The sequence below is a fragment of the Celeribacter sp. SCSIO 80838 genome (genome assembly GCF_056498065.1).
Genome location: NZ_JAZKMA010000001.1, coordinates 2,916,868 through 2,937,641, shown reverse-complemented (window position 1 = coordinate 2,937,641; position 20,774 = coordinate 2,916,868). Strand labels below are relative to the sequence as shown.

The following is a 20,774-nucleotide window of genomic DNA, read 5'->3' as shown; positions in this document are numbered from 1 at the left end:
TCCTGCGATGATCTCACCGGCGTCGACCTGAGAGCGGCGCCCAAATCGAATATAACAAACGCACATGCGCCTGCCGGGGTCTCGATCCCGCGCGGGCTCTCTTCCGTGAAAGGACAATAAAATGTTGGAAATCAAAAATCTCCACGTCAAACTTGAAGAAGAGGATAAACAAATCCTCAAGGGTGTGAACCTCACCGTCGGCGAAGGTGAAGTGCATGCGATCATGGGGCCGAACGGCTCCGGCAAATCCACCACCTCCTATGTTCTGTCGGGCCGCGACGGTTATGTGGTGACCGAGGGCGAAGTGATCCTCGACGGTGAGAACATCCTTGAGCTGGAACCCGAAGAGCGTGCCGCTGCCGGTCTGTTCCTTGCTTTCCAATACCCGGTCGAAATCCCCGGCGTGTCCAACATGACCTTCCTGCGCACCGCCGTGAACGCGCAGCGCAAAGCGCGCGGCGAAGAGGAGCTGTCGGCCACCGACTTCCTCAAAACCGTGCGCGCCAAGGCGAAAAGCCTTCAGATCGACGCCGACATGCTGAAACGCCCGGTCAACATGGGCTTCTCGGGGGGTGAAAAGAAACGCAACGAGATCCTGCAAATGGCCATGCTGGAGCCGAAGCTCTGCATCCTCGACGAAACGGATTCGGGCCTCGACGTCGACGCGATGAAACTGGTCTCCGAGGGCGTCAACGCGCTGCGTGACGGCAAGCGGTCTTTCGTGGTGATCACCCACTACCAGCGCCTCTTGGATCACATCAAACCGGACGTGGTGCACATCATGTATGACGGTCGCATCGTGAAAACCGGCGGGCCCGAACTGGCGCTCGAGGTGGAGCATAACGGCTACGCCGATCTGCTGGCCGAGGTGGAGAAGGCCTGATGACACGTGCGGAACTGAAACAGAAGAAACTGGACGCGACGGCGGCGCGGGTCGAGGGTATGACCCTTCCCGCAGGCGCGCCCTGGGCCGAGGCCCTGCGTCAGGATGCGCTCAATCGGCTGTTGTCCATGGGACTGCCGCAGGGGCGCGACGAATATTGGCGCTGGACCCGTCCGGACAGCCTGAACGCCGCTGAGGCGCCGAAAGCCGCCGTGTTCGTGGCGGGCGAGGCTCCGGTGTTCTCCGGGCTTGATCGGATCAAGATCGTCTTTGTCGATGGCGTGTTCGATCCTGAGGCCTCCGATGCGCTTGAAGGCGAAAACCTTGAGATCATGCGTCTTTCCGATGCGCTCTCCTCCGACATCCACTGGGTGAAGGACGCTTATGGCGTTCAGGAGAAAAAGGCGCAGGACCCGGTCGAGCGCCCGTTTGCGACGCTCAACACCGCTTTCGCCACGGACGGCATGGTCATCCGCGCCACCGGCAAGGTCGCGAAACCTGTGTCGCTCGTCTATCTGCACAAGCAAGAGAGTTCTGACGCCATCCTGCACCACGTGATCCGCGTGGACGAGGGTGCCGAGCTGACCGTGCTGGAAAACGGTCCGGCGGCGGCGCGGTTCAACAAGGTGATGGAGATCGAGGTCTCCGACAAGGCCGCTTTCCACCACGTTCGCGCCCAAGGCCGCGATCATGAGCGCCGGGCTGTGACCCATGTGTTTGCGACCGTCGGGCAGGAGGCTCTGTTCAAAAGCTTCACCATGACCGCCAACGGCGTTCTGACCCGCAACGAGGTGTTCATCGACATCGTGGGCGACGACTCGGTGGCGCATGTCGCGGGGGCCGCGATGGGGGATGGCGATTTCCTGCATGACGACACCGTGTTCATCACCCATGACGCCGAGCGCTGCGAAAGCCGTCAGGTGTTCAAGAAGGTGCTCCGGAACGGCGCGAAAGCCGTGTTCCAGGGCAAGATCCTCGTGAAACCCGAGGCGCAGAAGACCGACGGTTATCAGATTTCCCAAGGCCTTTTGTTGGACGACAACAGTCAGTTCCTCGCCAAGCCAGAGCTTGAGATCTACGCCGATGACGTCGCCTGTTCGCACGGCTCGACCGTGGGGGCAATCGACGATGAGGCGCTGTTCTACCTGCGCTCGCGCGGGCTTCCGGCGTCGGACGCGACCGATCTTCTGACGCTTGCGTTTTTGGCCGAAGCCATCGCGGAGATTGAGGATGCGGTGATCGCCGAGGACATCCTGCATCGTCTCGAAGGCTGGCTGAAACGCCGTCGCAAGTAAGGGACAGCCATGGGCGTCGTCACCGATATCGCGAAAAGCTACCGCACACCGCGGGCCGTGCTCCGGCACCGGCTCGCGGGCGAAACCGAGGGCGGCGCGCTCGTGACCCTGATGCTCGCCTGCGGGCTGATCTTCGTGGCGCAATGGCCGCGACTGTCGCGCGTGGCCTTCGAGACCGGGCAAGAGGTGCAGATGCTCATGGGCGCGACGCTCCTGAGCTGGCTCTTCATCATGCCCTTGGTGTTCTACGTGCTCGCCGGGATCGTGGGTTTTGTCCTGCGTCTCACGGGGGCCGTGGCCACGGGGTTCGAGGTGCGTCTGGCGATGTTCTGGGGGCTTCTCTGTGCGGCGCCGCTGTGGCTCCTCTGGGGGCTGACGGCGGGGTTTGTCGGGCCGGGGGCCACGACCAATGGCGTGGGCGTTCTCGCCCTTGCCGCCTTGATATACTTCTGGGGCGCGATGCTTGCGGAAGTCGTGAAGAAAGAGAGCTGACATGTTCGATGTCGCAAAAATCCGGGCCGATTTCCCGATCCTCGCGCGCGAGGTCAACGGTCAGCCGCTGACCTATCTCGACAATGGCGCTTCCGCGCAAAAGCCGCAGGTGGTGATCGACGCGATCACGCAGGCCTATACGTCGGAATATGCCAATGTTCACCGTGGCTTGCACTTCCTGTCCAATCTGGCGACGGACAAGTACGAGAACGTGCGCCAAGTGGTGGCCAAGTTCCTGAACGCCGGGCATGAGGATGAGATCATCTTCACCTCCGGGACGACCGAGGGGATCAACCTCGTGTCCTATGGCTGGGGCGCGGAGCATCTGGGCCCGGGCGACGAGATCGTGCTCTCCGTGCTCGAACACCACGCCAATATCGTGCCCTGGCACTTCCTGCGCGACCGTCAGGGCGTTGTCCTGAAATGGGTCGATTGTGCGCCGGACGGATCGCTCGATCCGCAGGCGGTGATCGATGCGATCGGGCCGAAGACGAAACTCGTCGCCATCACGCAAATGTCCAATGTCACCGGCACGCGGGTCGATGTGAAAACCATCTGCCATGCCGCGCGCGCGCGTGGCGTGGCGACGCTGGTCGACGGCTCGCAAGGCGCGGTGCATGGCCCGGTCGATGTGCAGGACATGGGCTGCGATTTCTATCCGATCACCGGGCATAAGCTTTACGGGCCTTCCGGCTCCGGCGCGATCTACATCCGCGCTGAGCGTCAGGCCGAAATGCGCCCCTTCCTCGGCGGCGGCGATATGATCGACACGGTGACGAAGGACGCCGTGACCTACGCCAAACCACCGTTGAAATTCGAGGCCGGCACCCCCGGTATCGTTCAGACCATCGGCATGGGCGTGGCGCTCGATTACCTGATGCAGATCGGCATGGAGAACATCGCCGCCTATGAGGCCGAACTGGCCGCTTATGCGACCGCGAAGCTGCAAAACCTCAACTGGCTCAATGTGCAGGGCACGGCACCGGGCAAGGGGGCGATTTTCTCCTTCACCATGGAGGGTGCGCACCCGCATGACATCTCGACCGTCCTGGACAAAAAGGGCGTCGCGGTTCGGGCCGGAAGCCATTGCGCCATGCCATTGATGCAGCACATGGGTGTCACCGCCACCTGCCGCGCCTCCCTTGCGATGTACAACACGACGGAGGAGATCGACCGTCTGGTCGACGCGCTTGAGCTTTGCCGTGAATTCTTCGGCTAAGATGATTTGCCGGGCGTGAAAACCGATTGCACGCCCGGCACGCATCGCCTATAGACAGGCGCACTGACGCGGTCAGCCCGCGCACCCATAGCTCAGCTGGATAGAGCGCTGCCCTCCGAAGGCAGAGGCCAGAGGTTCGAATCCTCTTGGGTGCGCCATTTCACATTTTTCCTTATGAAACACCTCTAAGGCCTTGAATGGTAAGGTGGTTTTTGGAGTTCGAATACCTTTCTCACGGGAATAGATAATTGGCTCCATAAAGGCCAATCTCAGGACGATCCGCTTCCATGCAAAATTCCCCTCCTGCCAAATCCTTTGTGGGCTTGATAAAAATGCGAGGGCGAGTTCGTAATACGTCCCTTTGCGTGTTTTTTCTTCCTGCGGTTTGGCGATCCGCTCTTTCATCACCAGCTTTTCTTGTTCCAAAGTGCTGATTTTCTTTTCATAGGCGGCAATCACCGCAGGCTGGCTGCTGTCCATGATCCGTTCCACGAGATTGGCAATCTGTCCGTCGAGCTTGACGAGCTGGCGCTTGGCGTCTTCCCGCGACATGTTCTCCAAAGCCGAGCGTGCCGCCCATGCATCCGAGAACATGCGTTGAAGCAGGTCGAAGAACCCTTTGGTGGGTTGCAGCGTGCCAAGAAATGCTTCGAAGTCATCCTCGACCTTGGCGCGGCGAATGCTTTTGCGGTGACTTGGGCAGCCTTTTGTCTTGCACCAGTAATACGGATGCTTCGCGCCGGTCTGGCTGGTCGAGAAACAAGCCGTCATGGGCTTGCCGCAGTCTTCGCAGAGCAGAAACCCACGCAACGGAAAGGCCTCGTCAATATCTACGCGCATTGGGGCCGTTGGTTTGCCGTTCAGGCGGTCCTGAATTTGGCAATAGGTCTCATAGCTGATCAGGGGCTCATGGAAGCCCTGACGCAAGGAGATACCCCATGAGGGGGCTTCGACCATACCCGCATAGACGGGACGGGTCAGCATGTCGTGAATGCGCTGAGGATGGATGGTGTTTTTTGGGTGCTGCGGGTGCTTTTGCAAAAAGCGGCGCACTTCTGTCGGGGTCTGGAAACGTCCAGAGGCATAGCCTTCCAATGCTTCCTGAACGGAAGACGCAGCAGGTTCATCACGGATCAGAAGTTTGCCATGCTCACGACTGCGCTGATAGCGATAGCCAATGGGTGCACTGAACACCCAATAGCCCTTTTCGATGCGAGCGCGCATCTTTTGCAATGTCTGACGGCGGTTTTGTTCCCGCTCCAATTCGCCTTGGGCTGCGAAGATGGTTTCGGCAAAGCGCCCCTCGGGCGTGTCTTCGAAGGTGAAGTTCAGGCATTCCACCTTGGCCCCACGAGCGGAAAGCTCATTGCGGAGCATGATGTGAAACTGGGTGTCGCGGGCAAAGCGCTTGAGATCGTCAAAGATCACAGCAAAGTTTTTCTCGGGCTGCGCATCAAGAAAGCTCAGAAGCGCGACCATACCGGGGCGTTTCATGAATGTCCCGCCGCCTGACGCATCATCGGGAAAGACCGCTGCAACGTCATAGCCTTTGGCCTCGGCATATTGCCGACACCGATGCTCCTGAGATTCCAATCCGCCACCAGAGAGCTTTTGTTTGGTCGAAGAGACGCGGCAGTAAATAAGGGCTTGTGTTGGGGTGGTATCAAACATCGGGACTCCCTTCCCCTGCCTGTGGTGTGCTGTCCAAAGGCATGGTGTCGTTTTGATCTGTTGGTGTTACCTCACAGTCTACCACATCGCTGTACGGTGGGGCAGGCAAAGAGATGTCTTGTCCACAGACATGCTGGACGGGATGGACGCCAAATCCGAGATCGACAAAGCTCACGACAATCGCCCAGAGGGCTTCGATCAGCTCTTGTTTGTCCTGATCGGAAATCTCTTCATTCTCGAAGAACGGCAGATAGGCGTCCCAGTCGATGGTGAGACGCGGCGGTGCGGTCTCTGGGTTAAAATCTGGGGGTGTATCGGTCATGTTCCGTGTCCTTTCTGCCTGTTTGTGCGTTACTTTGGTCTCCTCTGTTGAGTTCCTGCATTGCACGCAAGCAGGAACAAAAGAAGAACATAATAGGGCAATAGTCCTATTTTCCAAAGCGTTATTTGCACTCAATGATAGTGACTGGCCTGAAAATAAGCTGGTCAGAATGGCAAATCATGAGGCAGACTGCGGGTAAGAACGGGTATTCGGCAGCAGGAATTTTTTGTGGATATTGATTGGCTGAAGGCGTCTGAAGAGGAGCGCATGCAGCTCTATAAATTGACTTTTAATGTGGGGAAGCTTCTCAATCTGACAGTGTATCAGATCATGGATGCCGCTCTCGGGCGGAAGATCGTGATGGGAAAGGATTATGTTGCGAACTTTCGCAAAGGTAAAATCCGACGGGCCTATGCGAAGCTAATTTATGAATGGCTGACGGAGCATCATTTCAATCTTCTCCATCAAATCGCTCCTGAGAAATTCCCAGAAACGCCAGAGCAACGCTGGCAGGCTATTCTTGAAGAGCGAGCGCGATCAGATCGGTTTCGGCTGGTGTTGGTTCCCAAATCAATGGGTATCGTCGAGAGAGAAAGCCAGTTGAAGCCCGCAGATATGACCCTGCGGCTGGGGGAACGGTTTTGCTTTGAGTTGGACAGTGAGGCAGAGGGGCACTCCAGCAGTTTACGGTGATGGCGTTCAAACTCCCGAACTACATTCTTCCGACGCCCATCGAGATATTCGGCGGAATTTTCGACGACTGGGACAAGCTCGGCAGCAACATCACGGTCACGCTCAAAAACACGTTGATCGGCTTTCTGATCGGCACTGTGATCGGGATCGCGCTCGCGATGATCATGGTGCTGTCGGAATGGACCCATGATCTGATCATGCCTGTGGCCGTGGCAATTTCTTCTGTGCCAACGGCGGCATTCGTTCCTCTTGCCTTGATGTGGTTCGGTTTGGGAGACGACTCCAAGATTGCCATGGCCGCTCTCGCCGTCAGCTTTGTTGTGCTTTTGAACGGCGTCAGCGGATTGCAATCCTCACCGAAGGATCAGATCAATCTGTTGCGCAGTTTTGGCGCCAGCCGTCTCGGCGTTTTGCGGAAATTGCAATTTCCCGCAGCCCTGCCTTCGATCATGACCGGAATGCGCATCGGTCTTTCGCGTGCGACCATCACGGTGATCGTGACAGAAATGTTGGGAGCCTATTCCGGGATTGGACAAACCATTTACCAAGCCACGGCAATCGTTGATTACGTCACAGTTTGGGGGGCTGTCATCGTCGCGTCTACGGGCAGTTTGATCCTCTACGGCATTCTGGCGACGCTCGATGCGAAACTGATCTGGTGGAAGTGAGAGGGGCAGGTTTCTGTCCGCATCATGCCGACACGACCGACCGAGGGGGCGATTTCGGGCCTCGGTCAGCCGTGCCATCTATATGATCGTCAGATTTAGACGGCTTCAATTGATCGTCGCAACGATTGACTGATGTCTTGTGACGGAACCTGTTCCAACACCTCTGCTGGCGGTTTCCATTCGAGTGTGTTTCGAGGCCGATTGTTGCGTGTGTGGTCGACAGAAACGAGCGTATTTTCATCATGAACGCTGAGATCTGTGCCCTCGGGAAAGTCATGCGCAATAGGCCGTTTTGTTCTCATTACAGCCGCGCTGCGAGGGGCTTTGAGTGAAGCGGGTCTGGGAAATCGAACCGTGAGCCAGGGTGTATACCGAAGCTTTGAAGGGATACGAAAATGGCGAAGCGCCGGAATTTGACAGATCAGTTGTTAATCCCCCGAAACTTAGGGGCGTTTGAAAGTAGAATTTTCTCGAAAAATGAATGAGGAAATTCTGACGATGAAATCGTGTCCGCCGTCAGAGTTTTTGGGCCAGTTGGGCTCCTGATCTCAGAGAGGGTCTGGCTCATCTTCACGTCTTGGCGGTTACGATGAGCCAGACCCTCTCTTATCAAATCACCTTAAACTGTCCCGTTGGTGCTGACGTCAGACATGATTTTCAGAGCCGTGCTTAAGCGCGCCACCAACCGTATACGACAGGAACTAACCGAGCGTTCGCCCGCCATCGACCACAAGATCGGCTCCGGTCACGATCGCCGCCTCGTCGGAGGCCAGAAACGCCACCGCATTGGCGATATCGGCAGGCTCCGGCAAACGTTCGACACAATGCTGAGCCAGAATGACCTCAAGCGCCGCCTCCTTGGAGCCGAATTTCTTGATCAGCATGGCTTCGACCAGAGGCGTCCAGACCCAAGTCGGATGCACGGCATTGACCCGCACCTTATAGCCGCTTTTACCCGCGCTGAAAGCGGCGTTGCGGGTCAGGGCGCGCACACTGGCCTTGCTGACATTATAGGGAATGGCATCGAGACTGCCGACAAAGGCAGTGGTGGACCCGATGTTGACCACCGCCCCGCCGCCCGTGTCCTTCATCACCCGGATCGCTTCGCGCGTGCCCAAAAACGTACCGTCCACATTGACGGACATGATCCGGTGCCATTCGGCTGTCGGCAGCGCATCGATCAGGAAGGTGCCGTTGCCGACAACCCCCGCGGCATTGACCAGAACGTCGAGCTTGCCTGCCATCGCCACCACCTCGTCCAGGGCCGCACGCCAGCTCTCGTCCGAAGTGACATCGAGCGGCAGGATCACGGGCGGTGTCAGCCCTTCGAATGCAGCCATGACGCTGTCGGTTTTCTCGGGTGCCAGATCGGCGAGAAAGACCGTGCCGCCCTCTTGCGCAATGCGTTTGCCGATCGCGGTTCCCAGCGCCCCGGTGCCCCCGGTGACAAAGGCGATTTTGCCCTCGAACCTGTTGTTCATCTTTGTGTTTCCTTCTTTGAAACGTCTTTTCGAGGCCGCAGCCTCATTCGTCCACGACGCCGTTGCTCAGGGTGCCGATGCCGGTGATCTCGACCTCGGCCACCATGCCCGGTTTGAGGTAAAGCTGGGGCTTGCGGAATTTGCCGACCCCGCCCGGGGTGCCGGTGGCGATCACATCGCCGGGCTGAAGCGTCAGAACGGTCGAAGCATAGGCGATGATCTCCGGGATGGAGATCGCCAGATCGTCGAAACGCGCCTGTTGCACGATCTCGCCATCGATGCGCGTGGTCAGGACCTGTTGGGTGATCTCGCCCAGCTCATCCGGGGTCGACATCCACGGGCCGATGGAGCCCGAGGCCTCAAAGCTCTTGCCCGGCCAGAATTGCGTGGTGTGGATTTGGTAATCGCGGATCGAGCCCTCGTTGACACAGGTATAGCCCGCGATGTGATCGAACGCGTCCTCGGCTGCGATATGCCGTCCGGGTTTGCCGATGATCAGGGCCAGTTCGCCCTCGTAATCGAAATCATGGCTGGCTTTCGGACGCACGAGCGGGGTGCCATGACCGACGAGAGACGAGGGATAACGAGTGAAAAGCGACGGGTGTTGCGGTTTCGGACGTCCGGTTTCCTCGATATGGGACATGTAATTCAGCCCGACGCAGATGATCTTTTCCGGGCTGGGGATCGGCGACAGCAGGGTCACGTCCCCCAGCGGCGTTTTCTCGCCCACGCCCTCCAGTTCGGCCAGAGCATCCGCGGCCAGAACCGCACGCAGATCGGGATAGCGGTCCCGCAGGACAGCCCCGGCATCGAGGATATCGGAACCTTCGACCGTGCCGTAGCTCGGCTGGCCGGAGGAGGAAATAAAAGACACAAGACGCATTCGTCTCTCCTTTTGGGTCTGGTATGTTACGTGCGGCCCCTTTGGGGGGGGGCGGAGTCAAAGATCGGTGGTCTCGGTCGAAGGCGTGAGAGACGCCTCCGTGTCGCTGGGCCAATGCGCCAGGAGATTGTCTACGGTCGCCTGATAATGCTGCCTCAGAAGCGCCTCGGCCCGGGTCGCATCCCGGTCCAGCACGGCCTCCAGAAGATCGGCATGCTCTTTCTCCACATCCCGGGCGCTGCTCGTGGTGACCGGCCCCGAGGAAACGCGGTAAATCTCTGTGGCGGCGGCCAGCTTGTCGCAAATGTCGGTGAGCGCCGGGATATCGCAGCCCTCGATCAGCTTGGCGTGAAAGGCGCGATGCGCATGGAACCAATCCGGGTTGCCATGCAACTCGTCCTCCGGTGTCCGGCGCCGGGTCCGCGACAGGCGATGATGGGCCGAAAGCACTTCGGTCTCCCAATCCACCCCGCCACGTTCGATTGCAAGACGCAGGGCCAGCGTTTCGTTGTGACAGCGCAAAAGCGTCAAATCGCGCAGCTCCTTGCGATCCAGCTCCGGCACGGAAAAGCCAATCCCGATCTGCGACACCGCAAGCCGGTCGCCGCTGAGCAGGATCAGGGCCTCGCGCACCACGGTGGTGCTGGCACTGTATTCCTTGCCCAGCACACTGGGTTGCAGCCGGGTGCCGGGGGTGATGTGACCGTCGAAAATGCCTTGCCGGATGCGTTGGTAGACATCAAGTGCCAGTGATTTCGCGTCGCCTCTTTTGGACATGGGATGGGCCTTTGTGGTTTGAAACGCGTGCGTTGGGGAAAAGACTTGGAGTGAAAGCGGATCAGCGCACCGCCTGTTGCGGCAGCCATGTGACGAGATCGGGGAAGATCGTGATCAGAATGACCACGGCCAGAGCCAGCGGTACGAACAAAAGCACCCCGGCGAACACATCCTTCAGGGACACGCTATGGCCGATGTTGATCTCCGGGTCCTGCGCCATGCGATGGCCGATGAAGACCAAGAGTCCGACAGGCGGCGTCAGAATGCTGATCTCGGCCATCAGCACGAGAAACACGCCGAACCACATCGGATCGTAGCCTGCTGCGACCACGATGGGCATGATCAGCGGCACGGTCAGAAGCATCATCGCAATCGCATCCATGAACATGCCGAGCACGAGATAAAGCAGGATCAGCAGCCCGAAGAACAGGACGATATTTTCCGACATCTGCTTCATATTGGCCGACAGCCATTGGGCCGCGCCGGTGACCGCCAGAAGACGGCTGAGAATGGCAGCCCCGATGATCAGGATCAGAACCGAGCCCACCGCCGACAACGTGCCACGGGCCGCCCCCAGCAGGGACTTCAGAAAACTGCGCCCGTCTTGCACCGCAAGGCAATAAAGTGCGGACCCCACCGCCCCGACAGCGGCGCATTCGGTGACGGTCAGAAACCCGCCGCCCAGACCGCCGAAGATCACAAGGATCAGCACCGGAACCGGCCAGGCTTCGATCACGATCCGAAGCTTTTCCCGGCCCTCAGGTTCGCGTGCCTCTTCGATGGCGACCTGTTGCGCCTGTTTGCGCCCCTTGCCGACCCAATCGGGTTTCATCAGGGCGATGAGGACCACGGTCATCACATAGGCCAGTGTCAAGAGAATGCCCGGGACTGTGCCGGCCAAAAGCTGCGGCCCGACGGGCACTTCGGCAAAGCCCGCAAAGATCACCATCATGATGCTGGGCGGGATCAACTGGCCGATGGTCCCCGCGCTGAGCACCGAGCCCACGGCAAGACGTTTGTCATAGCCGTAGCGCAGCATTTCGGCGATGGCGATGCGGCCGAGCGCATAGGTGCTGCCGACGGTCGAGCCGCTGATCGCCCCAAGCCCCGCACCCGCAATATTCGTGGTGGCGGCAAGATTGCCCGGCAGCCAGAAAAACAGGATGCGCGCGGCGGCGTACAGTTTGGTCGTGATGCCGGAATACCAAAGCATCAGCCCCATGAAGACGAACATCGGCAAGACGATGAAGGTGGAGCTTGAGGCGGTGGTGAACGGCACTTGCGACAGGCTGGAATCGAGCGCCCGGGACCCCAGCACGGCATAAAGCCCGACTGCCCCGGCAATCCCCATGGCCAGCCCGACGCTCATGCCGAGCCCCATGAGCGAGAACATCAGCCCGAGCGCCACCACGGCCCGCAATTCGCGCGCCATATCGACAAAGAACAACAGGCCGAAAGCGGCGGACAGAACGGTCAGCAGGATGACCCATGTGACACCTTTCCACGGATGCGGATCTGCCTGAGTTTCAGCCGGAAGTCCGGCCGTAGATTCGGATGCGGTGGAAAGATGTGAGGTCTGATCGGACATCGTGGTCGGTTCCTGTGTCATCAAAGGGCCTCCGGGCTTTCCATATGTTCCTCGGCATCGGTCTCGGCGCGGAACAGGACAAGGTAGATATGCTTGGCAATCACCAGCGCGAAGCTCAGAAAGCCGAGGGCAGTCACGAAGCGCACGGGCCAGATCACGATCTTGTAGGCCCCGGCATATTCGCCATCGCTCATGCTTTCATAGGCGACATGGAACCCGAGCCAGGCCATGCGCAGAAGGATCAGGATCGAGATCAGGGCCACCACGCTTTCCGCCAGTTTCAGAGAATTGCGGCCCAAGGCTTCGGTCAGCATGGTGACGCGCACATGCTCATGTCCGAGTCCGGCCCACCAGATGCCGATAAACACCATCGGGACCATCAACCAATATTCGGTCACCTCCAACACACCGGGGATCGGCCTGTTGAAAAGGTTGCGCGACAGCACATCGGCAAAGGTCAGAAGGACCAGCGCATAAAGGCAGAAAGTGCCCAGCCCGATGAGGGCGGTTTTTCCGATCCGCCAGATCGACGGGAACTGTTTAGGGGTGTTCTGGGTCATGAGACATCTCATCTGTCCGGGGGCGTGTCTGTGGGCATAGAGAGGGCAGGCGGGGAGAGAGCTCTCTCCCCGCGCGTGTCCTCACTCCTGCGCGGTCGCAAAAGGGGTGACGATCTCGCTCAGGATATGCGCCTTGAGCGGTGCGAAATCCGGTAGCTCCCCGCCCTTGGCGACAAAATCGCCCCAAGAGGTATAATCGCCGCCGAACCCAAGTTTATCGCCCAGAATCCCATGCCATTTGTCGCGAATCTCCGCGAGACGGGCCACTTCTGCCGCCGGGTCTTCGACCTCTGCCGGGCTGTTGGCGGCGGCGTTTTCACGAACCTCATCGTGATAGGTATCAACTTTGGCGCGCATCTCCGCATCCGGCGTGGTGTAGACCACCCCATTCTCAAGGCTGGAAGTTGCGGCATTCAATTGCTGTTTCAGAGCCGCTTCGAGCAATTCGGAGGCGTATTGTGCGGTTTCATCCCAGACGATCGCCTTGAGCTCCTCGGGGAAGGCATTCCATGTGTCGAGGTTGAACCCGTAGACCGACTGCGCATAGGCGGTCAGGCCCACGCCGAGGTTGAAATATTTGCCATGGTCGAAAAAACCGTTCGCACCCGCGTCGGCCAGACCGCCCATCCAGCAATCGATCACGCCGGACTGGAAGGATTGATAGACTTCGGTGATCGGCAAAGCGACCGGGGTCAGCCCGAGGTTCTGGGCCTCTTTGGTCCATGTCTCGCCTGCCACCCGGCTGCGTTTGCCTTCGAGATCGGCCATGGTGGCATTTTCATCCTTGCAGAGAATGCCGTAGGGGCCGGTGATCGAGAAGGACGGCATGACCGGGAAAATCCCGGCATCCAGAAGCTGTTGCGTGTGTGCCGTCAGCCCGGTGTTCCATTCATAGCCCGCCAAAGCGGTGGTCGCGACTTCCAGAATGGGGTTTTGTTCCGAGGGGATGGCAAGGCTGCCCTGCCATTCGTCGACGGAGAATTTCGCCGGTTCATAAGCGGGCAGAACAAAGCCGAAATCGAAGATACCGTCCCCGAGCGCGGAGGTCAGCTCCTTGGCGGGCACGAGGCTGCCTGCGTAGTAATATTCGAATGTCAGCTTGCCGCCGCTGCGCTCTTCGAGACGGGAGGTATAGGCCTCCATCGGTGCGGTGAACCAGTTGTCCGGCCCGTAGAGAGACGCCACGCGCAGCGTCATCGGCTTCATGTCGGCCAGCCCTTCGGCGGACACCCCGGTGAGCGGGATCGCAAACAGGGTGGTGGACAGGGTGGCAGCCGTCAGCAGAGATTTCATGTTTATTTCCTCCCGTGAACAAAAGTGAGGCCTCGTCCCGACGCGTCGAAGGAACCTCCGACACGGCAGAACGGCTGTGTCAGGGGGCTGGTGATCGGGTTGAAACGATTGTCTCCTCAGGAATCGATTCTATAAATGAAAATCTTTTCCGGTCAACAGATCCGGGAGCGACACACAGGTCGGAGGCCCGGAGCTGAGCGTGGTTTGCGCTCAAATAAGATAAAAAATCATTTATAATCATGCGTGTCCATAGAACGGACATTTTGAATCTCGGCATATCGGCGCACCAGGGATCTGGCTTATGCTTTTGCGAAAGCGCTCCGAACGACAGACAGATTGGCCCGAACAGCCTTCTGACAGCGCTCTGAATTCGATATGGGAGAGAGACATGGCAATCACGGCACTGGGGTATCTCGGGGTCCGCTCCGACAAGCTCGACGACTGGTCGGATTTTGCCGGCGGGCTTCTGGGCATGCAGAAAATCGACCGTGGCGGCAAGGCGCTGGCCTTTCGCATGGACGACAAGATGCAGCGGCTTCTGGTGTCCGACGAACCGGGCGACACCTTGGCCTTCATGGGCTGGGAGGTGGCGCATAAGGACGATCTTCAGACCTATGCGGCCCGGCTCGACAAGGCGGGCGTGCGGGTAAACCTCGGTTCGAAGGAACTGTGCGACCGCCGTTTTGTCGAGGGGCTGATCTGGTTCGAAGATCCGATGGGCAACCGGGTGGAGCTGTTTTACAACCCGATGATCGCCTCCGATCCTTTCGTGCCCGGGCGTCCGATTGACGGGTTCAGGACTGGGCCCTACGGCATGGGCCACGCGGTTCTGCATGTCAAAGACATCAACGTGATGTTGCCCTTCTACCGCGATCTGTTGGATTTCAAGGTGACCGATTACGGGCTGACGCCCTACGGGCTTTATTTCTTCCATGTCAACGGACGGCATCACAGCTTTGCCATGGTCGGCTCCGGTCAGGAAGGGTTTCACCATTTCATGGTCGAATTCCAGAACCTCGACGATGTGGGTCAAGGCTACGATCTTGCCAATCTCGAAGAGGGCCGTGTGGCCTATACGCTTGGCCGTCATATCAACGATCTGATGACCTCCTATTATGCCCATTCCCCTTCCGGGTTTTTCGTTGAAAACGGCTGGGGCGGCATGATCATCGACGAGGCGACATGGGAGCCGCACGAGACCCATGACGGTCCGAGCTTCTGGGGCCATGAGCGGCTTTATCTGACCGAAGAGGGCGGGCGCAAACGGCTGCGCGATATGCGGCTCGATGCCGCCGAACGCGGGGTTCGTGGACCGCAGGTGGCGGAGTGCCCGTGGCTTTACGGCGAATTGGCGAAGCTGGGGAAATAAGTTTCGGAGTGCAGCGTTTGTCTCTGCTCTGGCCTCTGGCCCCGAGCTGTGAGAGGATGCCCGCCACGCCCACGAGATCGGCCTATCCATGCCCCGCGACCCGTCCCGACTGAATTCCGGCGCTCCGCCCGTGCGTTCGCTTGCCCGCGGTCTGGCGATCCTGCATTTCGTCAACAAAACCGGGGCCACACGTCCGGGGGAGATCGCCCAAGCGCTCGATCTGCCCCGTCCCACCGTCTATCGCCTGCTCGAAACGCTCGAAGAACTGGGCTATGTCGCCTTTTCCGCCAGTTCCAGCACGGTGCGCGTCACCCGTCTCGCCTCCGCTCTGGGCGACGGGTTTTCGCTGAGTTCGGAGGTGGTGCAGATCGCCGGGCCGATTTTGGCCGATTATGCGAAACGAGTGATCTGGCCGCTCGATCTGACAGTCTATCACAACGCTGCCATGGTGGTACAGGAAACCACTCATGGCCGTTCGCCGCTGTCCATCGATCGGGGTATGAGCGGGGTGCGCCTGCCGATGCTGCATACCTCTGCGGGGCGCGCCTATCTCGCGTTTTGCCCGCCGGAGGAGCGGGTGCGCATCCTCGATCATCTGCGGGCGCTGGGGGCGGAAGACGATCTGCCCCTGCTTTCGGAGACCGTGCTGACACCGCTTTTGGACGAGACCCGGCACCGGGGCATCGCCATCCGGGACAGCGGCCCGTTCCGCCCGGAAACCGCCGCGCTGGCCGTGCCTGTTCGGGTCGGAGAGATGGTGCCCGGCTGTGTGTCCCTGATCTGGATTCGCAGCGCCATGAGCAAAGAGCAGGCGTTGAACGACTATGGCAACACGTTGAAAGAGGCCGCCGGAGAGATCGCAGCCGCCCTGCATATAACCAATTCATCGCCTTGTTGAGCCTACCTTTCGGAGCGGTTCGACCGTGCCTTCGCCGCAGGTGCCGCAGGTGCCGCCGATGCTGGTGCAGGCTGTAGGTTCGCCGCGCGGTTACCAGTTTGCCGCTGAGACGGCTGACAGCCTCAGTGCGCCTTTTTCGGGTGTTGCGGGGATCAATGCCTATCGTGAAGATGTGCGTCCCCGCACTATGGCTGCGGGTCGTGCAGCCGCTTCAGCCGGGCGTTCTCATCCTCAAGAACGCGCAGTTTCCTTGCGTCTGGGACATTCATGCGGCCAAACTTGGCGTCGCCACTGTCGCCTGAATCAATGGCGCTCTCAATGGTCGTATCCTCATGTTGGAAGGATAGATTCCCATCGTTCCAACACTTTTCTTACAGCATTGAAATTCCCCCCGTGTGCGCCATTTCACCTTTCTCATAGATTGTAGGCCGCTTCTCAAAGCGGTTGGTGTGCTTGCTTGCCAAATCTGCGCAACCGGTCAACAGTCGGGCGCGACACTGAGATGAGGTTTGAGTATGACCGCCGGGAAGCCCCAAAAGAATGTGCTGTTCATCGTTATCGACCAGCTGCGCGCCGATGCCGTGTTCGGTGCGCTTGCCGAGGCGGTGCCGACGCCGAACCTCGATGCGTTTCGCGCCGGTGCCGTGGGCTTTGAGCATCATTTCACGGTGACTGCGCCCTGCGGCCCGTCGCGGGCGAGCTTGCTCACCGGGCAATATGCCATGACCCATCGTGCGATCCGCAACGGTGCGCCTCTCGCACCGGGGACGGGCAACATTGCGCTCGAAGCGCGCAAGTTGGGCTATGAACCCTTGCTGTTCGGCTATACGGATGTGCAGCCCGATCCCACCGGCCTGCACCCGAACGACCCGGACAATCGCATTTACGAAAGCGTCCTGCCGGGGTTTCGCGAAATCGTGGAGATGCGGCTGGAGCAGGGGGCGGAATGGCCCGCCTATCTTAATTCCAAAGGCTATGACACGTTTCAGGCGGAAAGCCCGGACATCTGGCGGCTCTACCGGCCGGAGGGTGATGTGCTGGGCGGCCCCGCGCTCTATCGGGCGGAGGACAGCGACACGGCTTATCTGACCGACCGGACGCTCAGTGCCATGGCGGTGCGCCGATCAAAACCGTGGTTCGCCCATGTGACCTATATCCGCCCGCATCCCCCTTTCGTCGCCCCTGCGCCCTATAACGATCTGGTCGATCCGGCGGCGGTGCCTGCGCCGATCAAAGGCGCTTGTGATCATCCTTTCGTGGCAGCGTGGCAGTCGGAGCGGAGCCAGTTCGGCATGTTCTGGGGCTTCGATGGCGATTGCGCTTCGATTTCGGAGGAGACTGCGGCCAAGGTGCGCGCGACCTATCTCGGGCTTTTGGCGGAGCTCGATCACCAGCTCGGTCGGCTGATGCAGTTTCTCGACGAGACAGGGCAGACGGAAAACACCATGGTGGTGCTCTGTGCCGATCATGGCGAGATGCTTGGCGATCACGGGCATTGGGGCAAGGACAGCGTGTTCGAGGCGGCGTATCACGTGCCGTTGATGATCCGAATGCCGGGTGGCGTGTCGGGGCGCGTGACGGCGCTCACGGAAAGTGTCGATATTGCGCCGACCATCCTTGAGTGGCTGGGCGGTGTGGCACCCGCACAGATGGACGGGCGTTCGTTGATGCCCTGGCTCAGAGGGGAAGCCCCGCAAGACTGGCGCGATGCGGTGATGATGGAGGTCGAATTCGGCGAGCCGGGTCAACCGACGCGGTTCGAGCGCGCATTTGGCCTGCCGCCCGAACACTGTCGTGCGGCGATCCTGCGCGAGGCGCGGTGGAAATACGTGCATTTCGCGGGCGGCGTGCCGCCGATGTTGTTCGATCTCGATAGTCCCGAAGGCGAGCGATTGAACCGCGCCGGGGATGCCGCCTGTGCCGAAGAGCTGTCGCGGTTGCGTGGGCGTCTGCTGGATCGGCGTCTGGCGGCGGCCAGCCGACCGTTTGGTTGATCCCGCCTCAATCGTGGGCGCGCACGAGATAGGCGGCACCAAAGATCAGAGGCACAAGGCTCATGCCGAGTGCGAGAAGAACGCCCGTATGGCCGGGGTAGGGCAGTTGCAACAGCGTCGCCAGACCGGGGATCAACATGGCCCCGGCGATCAGCAGCAGGCAAAGCGCGATCGCGCCCCAGACATAGGGATTGCCGATGTCACCGTCGCGCGACGTCCGGCGGCCCGGCGCGCGGGCGTTGAACACGTTCCAGAGCTGCGCCAGAGCGAGCGTCAGAAAGGCGACGGTCACGGCCTGATGCGGCGGCAGGGCCAGATGGCGCAGCGCGAGGAGGAAAGCCGCGATGGTGGCAAGTGTGATCGCGCCGCCCAACACGATCACCCGCCGCCAGTCGGCCCGGCGCATGATCGGCTCGGCGGGATCTCGGGGCGCGCGCTCCAGCACGCTTGCGTCACCGCGGCTGAGGCCGAGGGCGAAGGCGGGGAAAATATCGGTGACGAGATTGAGGAACAGGATTTGCAGCGGCAGAAGCGGCGCCGGAAGCCCTGCGCCGACCGCCAGCCCGACCACCAGAACCTCGCTGATGTTGCAGGACATCAGGTAGACGACGAATTTGCGGATATTGTCGAAAATGATCCGGCCTTCGCGCACCGCTGCGACGATTGTCGCAAAGGAATCGTCGCGCAGCACCACATCGGCGGCTTCGCGGGCGACCTCCGTGCCGCGCTGGCCCATGGCGATGCCGATGTCGGCTTTGCCGAGCGCCGGGGCATCGTTCACCCCGTCGCCTGTCATCGCGACGACATGGCCCGCGTTCTGGAAGAACCGCACCAGCGCCAGCTTGGTCTCCGGGGTGACGCGGGCGAAAACGGCGCTTTGGGCGACGCGCGCGGCTTCCGGGCCGTCCAGATGCTCGGGATCGAAACCCGCGAGATCTTTGCCGATCAAAGCCTCCACCGTGCCATCGCCGATCCCGGCGTCCGAGGCGATGCGCGTGGCGGTGGCGGCGTGATCGCCGGTCAGCATGATCACCCGAATGCCCGCGCGGTGGCAGGCGGCGATGGCGTCGGGGATGTCGGCGCGCAGCGGGTCGGCGAGCGCCACCAGCGCCACGAGGGTCAGACCTGCGTAGGGCGCGGCATCGGGCAGAGGATCGTGTTTCATCGCCAGTGCCAGACAGCGCAGCCCCTCGGATGCCATGGCCTGAGCGCGGCTGCGCCAGTCGGCGCGGGTCTCTGGGGAGAGCGGGCGGGGGCCCTCCGGGGTCAGCTCTTGTTCGGCGGCTGCGATCACCGCTTCGGGCGCGCCCTTGACCGCATAGAGAAAGCCCGCGCCCTCGGCATGGACATGGGCCATCATCATGCGCTCCGGGTCGAAAGCGTGCTCGGTGACGGGGCTGTCCGGCCCCTGCGCAAGACCTGCGCGCTGCGCCATGCTCAGGAGCGCGACCTCCATCGGGTCGCCGGTGGGCGGGGCTCCGAGCTCCGGTCCCACGTCGGCAGAGTTGCACAGCGCCCCGATGCGCATCGCCAGTTCCAGCGCTGAGCCGGGGGCCGGGGGCGCGACAGTTCCGGGCAGAATCGTATGCGCGCCGTCCTCGGTCAGATAGCGCACCACGGTCATCCGGTTCTCGGTCAGCGTGCCGGTCTTGTCGGTCAGGATCAGCGTCGTCGCGCCCAGCGTTTCGACCGAAGACAGCCGGTTGATCACCGCGTTGCGCCGGGCCATGCGCCACATGCCGCGCGCCAGACAGAGCGTGGCGACAACCGGCAGCCCCTCCGGCACAGCGGCGATGGCGAGCGCGACGCCGGTCTGGACGATCTCGCCCAGCGGATGCCCGCGCAGCAGCCCCGCGAGAATGGTCACCCCGGCCAGTGCCAGCATCAGCCAGACCAGCTTTTGCCCCAACCGGTCGAGCCGCGCCTCAAGCGGGGTCGCCTCCGGCTGGGCCTCCTGAACCAGACGGCTGATCCGGCCGATTTCTGTCTCCATGCCGGTGCCGATCACCAGCCCCTCGCCGGTGCCGCGGGTGATGGCGGTGCCTTTCCACGCCATGGAGCGGCGCTCGGCCAGATCGGTGTCGGCGGGCACGGGGGCGCTGTCCTTGTCGACCGGCACGGCTTCGCCGGTGAGGATCGACTCGTCGGCCTGCATTCCGGCGCACCGGATCAACCGCAGATCGGCGGTGACCACATCGCCGGCTTCCAGCACGACGATGTCGCCGGGGACGAGGTCTTGTGCGGCGATCATTTGATCCTGCCCGTCGCGACGCACCCGGCAGCGGGTTTCGGCGAGATGCCGCAGTGCCTCCATCGACCGCGTGGCCTGCGCTTCGGTGAGAAATCCGATCAGCCCGTTGATCAGCAGGACGACAAGGATGGCGAGCGCTTCTGGCAGATCGCCCATGGCGAGCGCCAGAGCGGCGGCCGCAGCCAGAAGATAGACCACGACGCTTTGAAATTGCGCCAGAAGGATGGACAAGAGGTTTCGGGGTTTTCGCTGTCGCAGATGGTTCGGGCCGTACACCGTTTGCCGCCGCGCGGCCTCTTCGGCGCTCAGGCCCCGCTCTGGCGAGACGGACATGAGCGCGGCCAGCTCTTCGGCCGGTTTGGCGTGCGGCGTTTCGGGGATCGGGGAGGGCATGGGCGATCCTGCGGGCAGTGTTCTTTGGCCCCAGCCTAGGAAGT

At 60.8% G+C, this 20,774-nt stretch carries 17 protein-coding genes, 1 tRNA gene and 1 pseudogene; 10 read left to right on the top strand and 9 right to left on the bottom strand.

The window, feature by feature from the left end; all coding sequences use genetic code 11:
* Positions 1-121: 121 nt before the first annotated feature.
* From sufC to V1475_RS14705, 5 genes are all read left to right on the top strand, one after another.
* Positions 122-883, top strand: coding sequence for a Fe-S cluster assembly ATPase SufC (gene sufC, locus V1475_RS14725; protein ID WP_066701596.1), 762 nt, complete (start codon positions 122-124; stop codon positions 881-883).
* Positions 883-2,178: a Fe-S cluster assembly protein SufD gene (gene sufD, locus V1475_RS14720; RefSeq protein WP_479413354.1), complete on the top strand. Its 1,296-nt coding sequence runs from the start codon at positions 883-885 to the stop codon at positions 2,176-2,178. The genes sufC and sufD overlap by 1 nt, the downstream gene beginning before the upstream one ends.
* 9 nt (positions 2,179-2,187) lie before the next feature.
* Positions 2,188-2,670, top strand: coding sequence for a YIP1 family protein (locus V1475_RS14715; protein WP_479413353.1), 483 nt, complete (start codon positions 2,188-2,190; stop codon positions 2,668-2,670).
* Position 2,671: 1 nt separating this feature from the next.
* Positions 2,672-3,889: a cysteine desulfurase gene (locus V1475_RS14710; RefSeq protein ID WP_479413352.1), complete on the top strand. Its 1,218-nt coding sequence runs from the start codon at positions 2,672-2,674 to the stop codon at positions 3,887-3,889.
* An 81-nt stretch (positions 3,890-3,970) separates the two neighbouring features.
* Positions 3,971-4,047: transfer RNA gene (locus V1475_RS14705), tRNA-Arg, on the top strand.
* A 547-nt stretch (positions 4,048-4,594) separates the two neighbouring features.
* On the opposite strand, the pseudogene V1475_RS14700 reads toward V1475_RS14705, so the two are convergent.
* Together V1475_RS14700 and V1475_RS14695 are read right to left on the bottom strand one after the other, a co-directional pair.
* Positions 4,595-5,560, bottom strand: a pseudogene (locus tag V1475_RS14700) (recombinase family protein); the annotation flags it as partial.
* Complete coding sequence (locus V1475_RS14695) at positions 5,553-5,882, bottom strand: hypothetical protein (protein ID WP_096806485.1); 330 nt, start codon at positions 5,880-5,882, stop codon at positions 5,553-5,555. The pseudogene V1475_RS14700 and the gene V1475_RS14695, both read right to left, overlap by 8 nt.
* Positions 5,883-6,110: 228 nt before the next feature.
* Here V1475_RS14695 and V1475_RS14690 point away from each other — a divergent pair, with 228 nt between their 5' ends.
* Together V1475_RS14690 and V1475_RS14685 are read left to right on the top strand one after the other, a co-directional pair.
* Entirely contained in the window at positions 6,111-6,575 is a 465-nt protein-coding gene (locus V1475_RS14690) for a hypothetical protein (RefSeq protein ID WP_479413351.1), read from the top strand.
* Positions 6,575-7,243, top strand: coding sequence for an ABC transporter permease (locus tag V1475_RS14685; RefSeq protein WP_479413350.1), 669 nt, complete (start codon positions 6,575-6,577; stop codon positions 7,241-7,243). Before V1475_RS14690 ends, V1475_RS14685 begins: the two co-directional genes overlap by 1 nt.
* Before the next feature lie 701 nt (positions 7,244-7,944).
* On the opposite strand, the gene V1475_RS14680 is transcribed toward V1475_RS14685, so the two are convergent.
* The 6 genes from V1475_RS14680 to V1475_RS14655 all read right to left on the bottom strand — a co-directional run bounded on the left by V1475_RS14680 (position 7,945) and on the right by V1475_RS14655 (position 13,825).
* Positions 7,945-8,724, bottom strand: coding sequence for an SDR family NAD(P)-dependent oxidoreductase (locus V1475_RS14680; protein ID WP_479413349.1), 780 nt, complete (start codon positions 8,722-8,724; stop codon positions 7,945-7,947).
* Positions 8,725-8,767: 43 nt separating this feature from the next.
* On the bottom strand, positions 8,768-9,607 hold the full coding sequence (locus tag V1475_RS14675) for a fumarylacetoacetate hydrolase family protein (protein ID WP_479413348.1): 840 nt from the start codon (positions 9,605-9,607) through the stop codon (positions 8,768-8,770).
* A gap of 57 nt (positions 9,608-9,664) precedes the next feature.
* Positions 9,665-10,384 (bottom strand): GntR family transcriptional regulator, encoded by a 720-nt coding sequence (locus V1475_RS14670; protein WP_479413347.1) that lies wholly within the window; start codon positions 10,382-10,384, stop codon positions 9,665-9,667.
* Positions 10,385-10,445: 61 nt separating this feature from the next.
* A complete protein-coding gene (locus V1475_RS14665; protein WP_479413346.1) occupies positions 10,446-11,993 on the bottom strand; it encodes a TRAP transporter large permease in 1,548 nt (515 codons plus the stop codon).
* Positions 11,993-12,532: a TRAP transporter small permease gene (locus tag V1475_RS14660; protein ID WP_479413345.1), complete on the bottom strand. Its 540-nt coding sequence runs from the start codon at positions 12,530-12,532 to the stop codon at positions 11,993-11,995. Before V1475_RS14660 ends, V1475_RS14665 begins: the two co-directional genes overlap by 1 nt.
* Positions 12,533-12,613: 81 nt before the next feature.
* Positions 12,614-13,825, bottom strand: a complete 1,212-nt coding sequence (locus V1475_RS14655) for a type 2 periplasmic-binding domain-containing protein (protein WP_479413344.1) — start codon at positions 13,823-13,825, stop codon at positions 12,614-12,616.
* A gap of 388 nt (positions 13,826-14,213) precedes the next feature.
* Here V1475_RS14655 and V1475_RS14650 point away from each other — a divergent pair, with 388 nt between their 5' ends.
* The 3 genes from V1475_RS14650 (at position 14,214) to V1475_RS14640 (ending at position 18,086) form a co-directional block, all read left to right on the top strand.
* Complete coding sequence (locus tag V1475_RS14650) at positions 14,214-15,194, top strand: VOC family protein (protein WP_479413343.1); 981 nt, start codon at positions 14,214-14,216, stop codon at positions 15,192-15,194.
* An 88-nt stretch (positions 15,195-15,282) separates the two neighbouring features.
* Entirely contained in the window at positions 15,283-16,092 is an 810-nt protein-coding gene (locus V1475_RS14645) for a DNA-binding transcriptional regulator (RefSeq protein WP_479413342.1), read from the top strand.
* Between the two features lie 515 nt (positions 16,093-16,607).
* Positions 16,608-18,086 (top strand): alkaline phosphatase family protein, encoded by a 1,479-nt coding sequence (locus tag V1475_RS14640; protein WP_479413341.1) that lies wholly within the window; start codon positions 16,608-16,610, stop codon positions 18,084-18,086.
* A 7-nt stretch (positions 18,087-18,093) separates the two neighbouring features.
* Here V1475_RS14640 and V1475_RS14635 read toward each other — a convergent pair whose 3' ends face one another.
* Positions 18,094-20,730 carry a cation-translocating P-type ATPase gene (locus V1475_RS14635; RefSeq protein WP_479413340.1) on the bottom strand — a complete coding sequence of 879 codons (2,637 nt, stop codon included), beginning with the start codon at positions 20,728-20,730 and terminating at the stop codon, positions 18,094-18,096.
* Between the last annotated feature and the right edge of the window lie 44 nt (positions 20,731-20,774).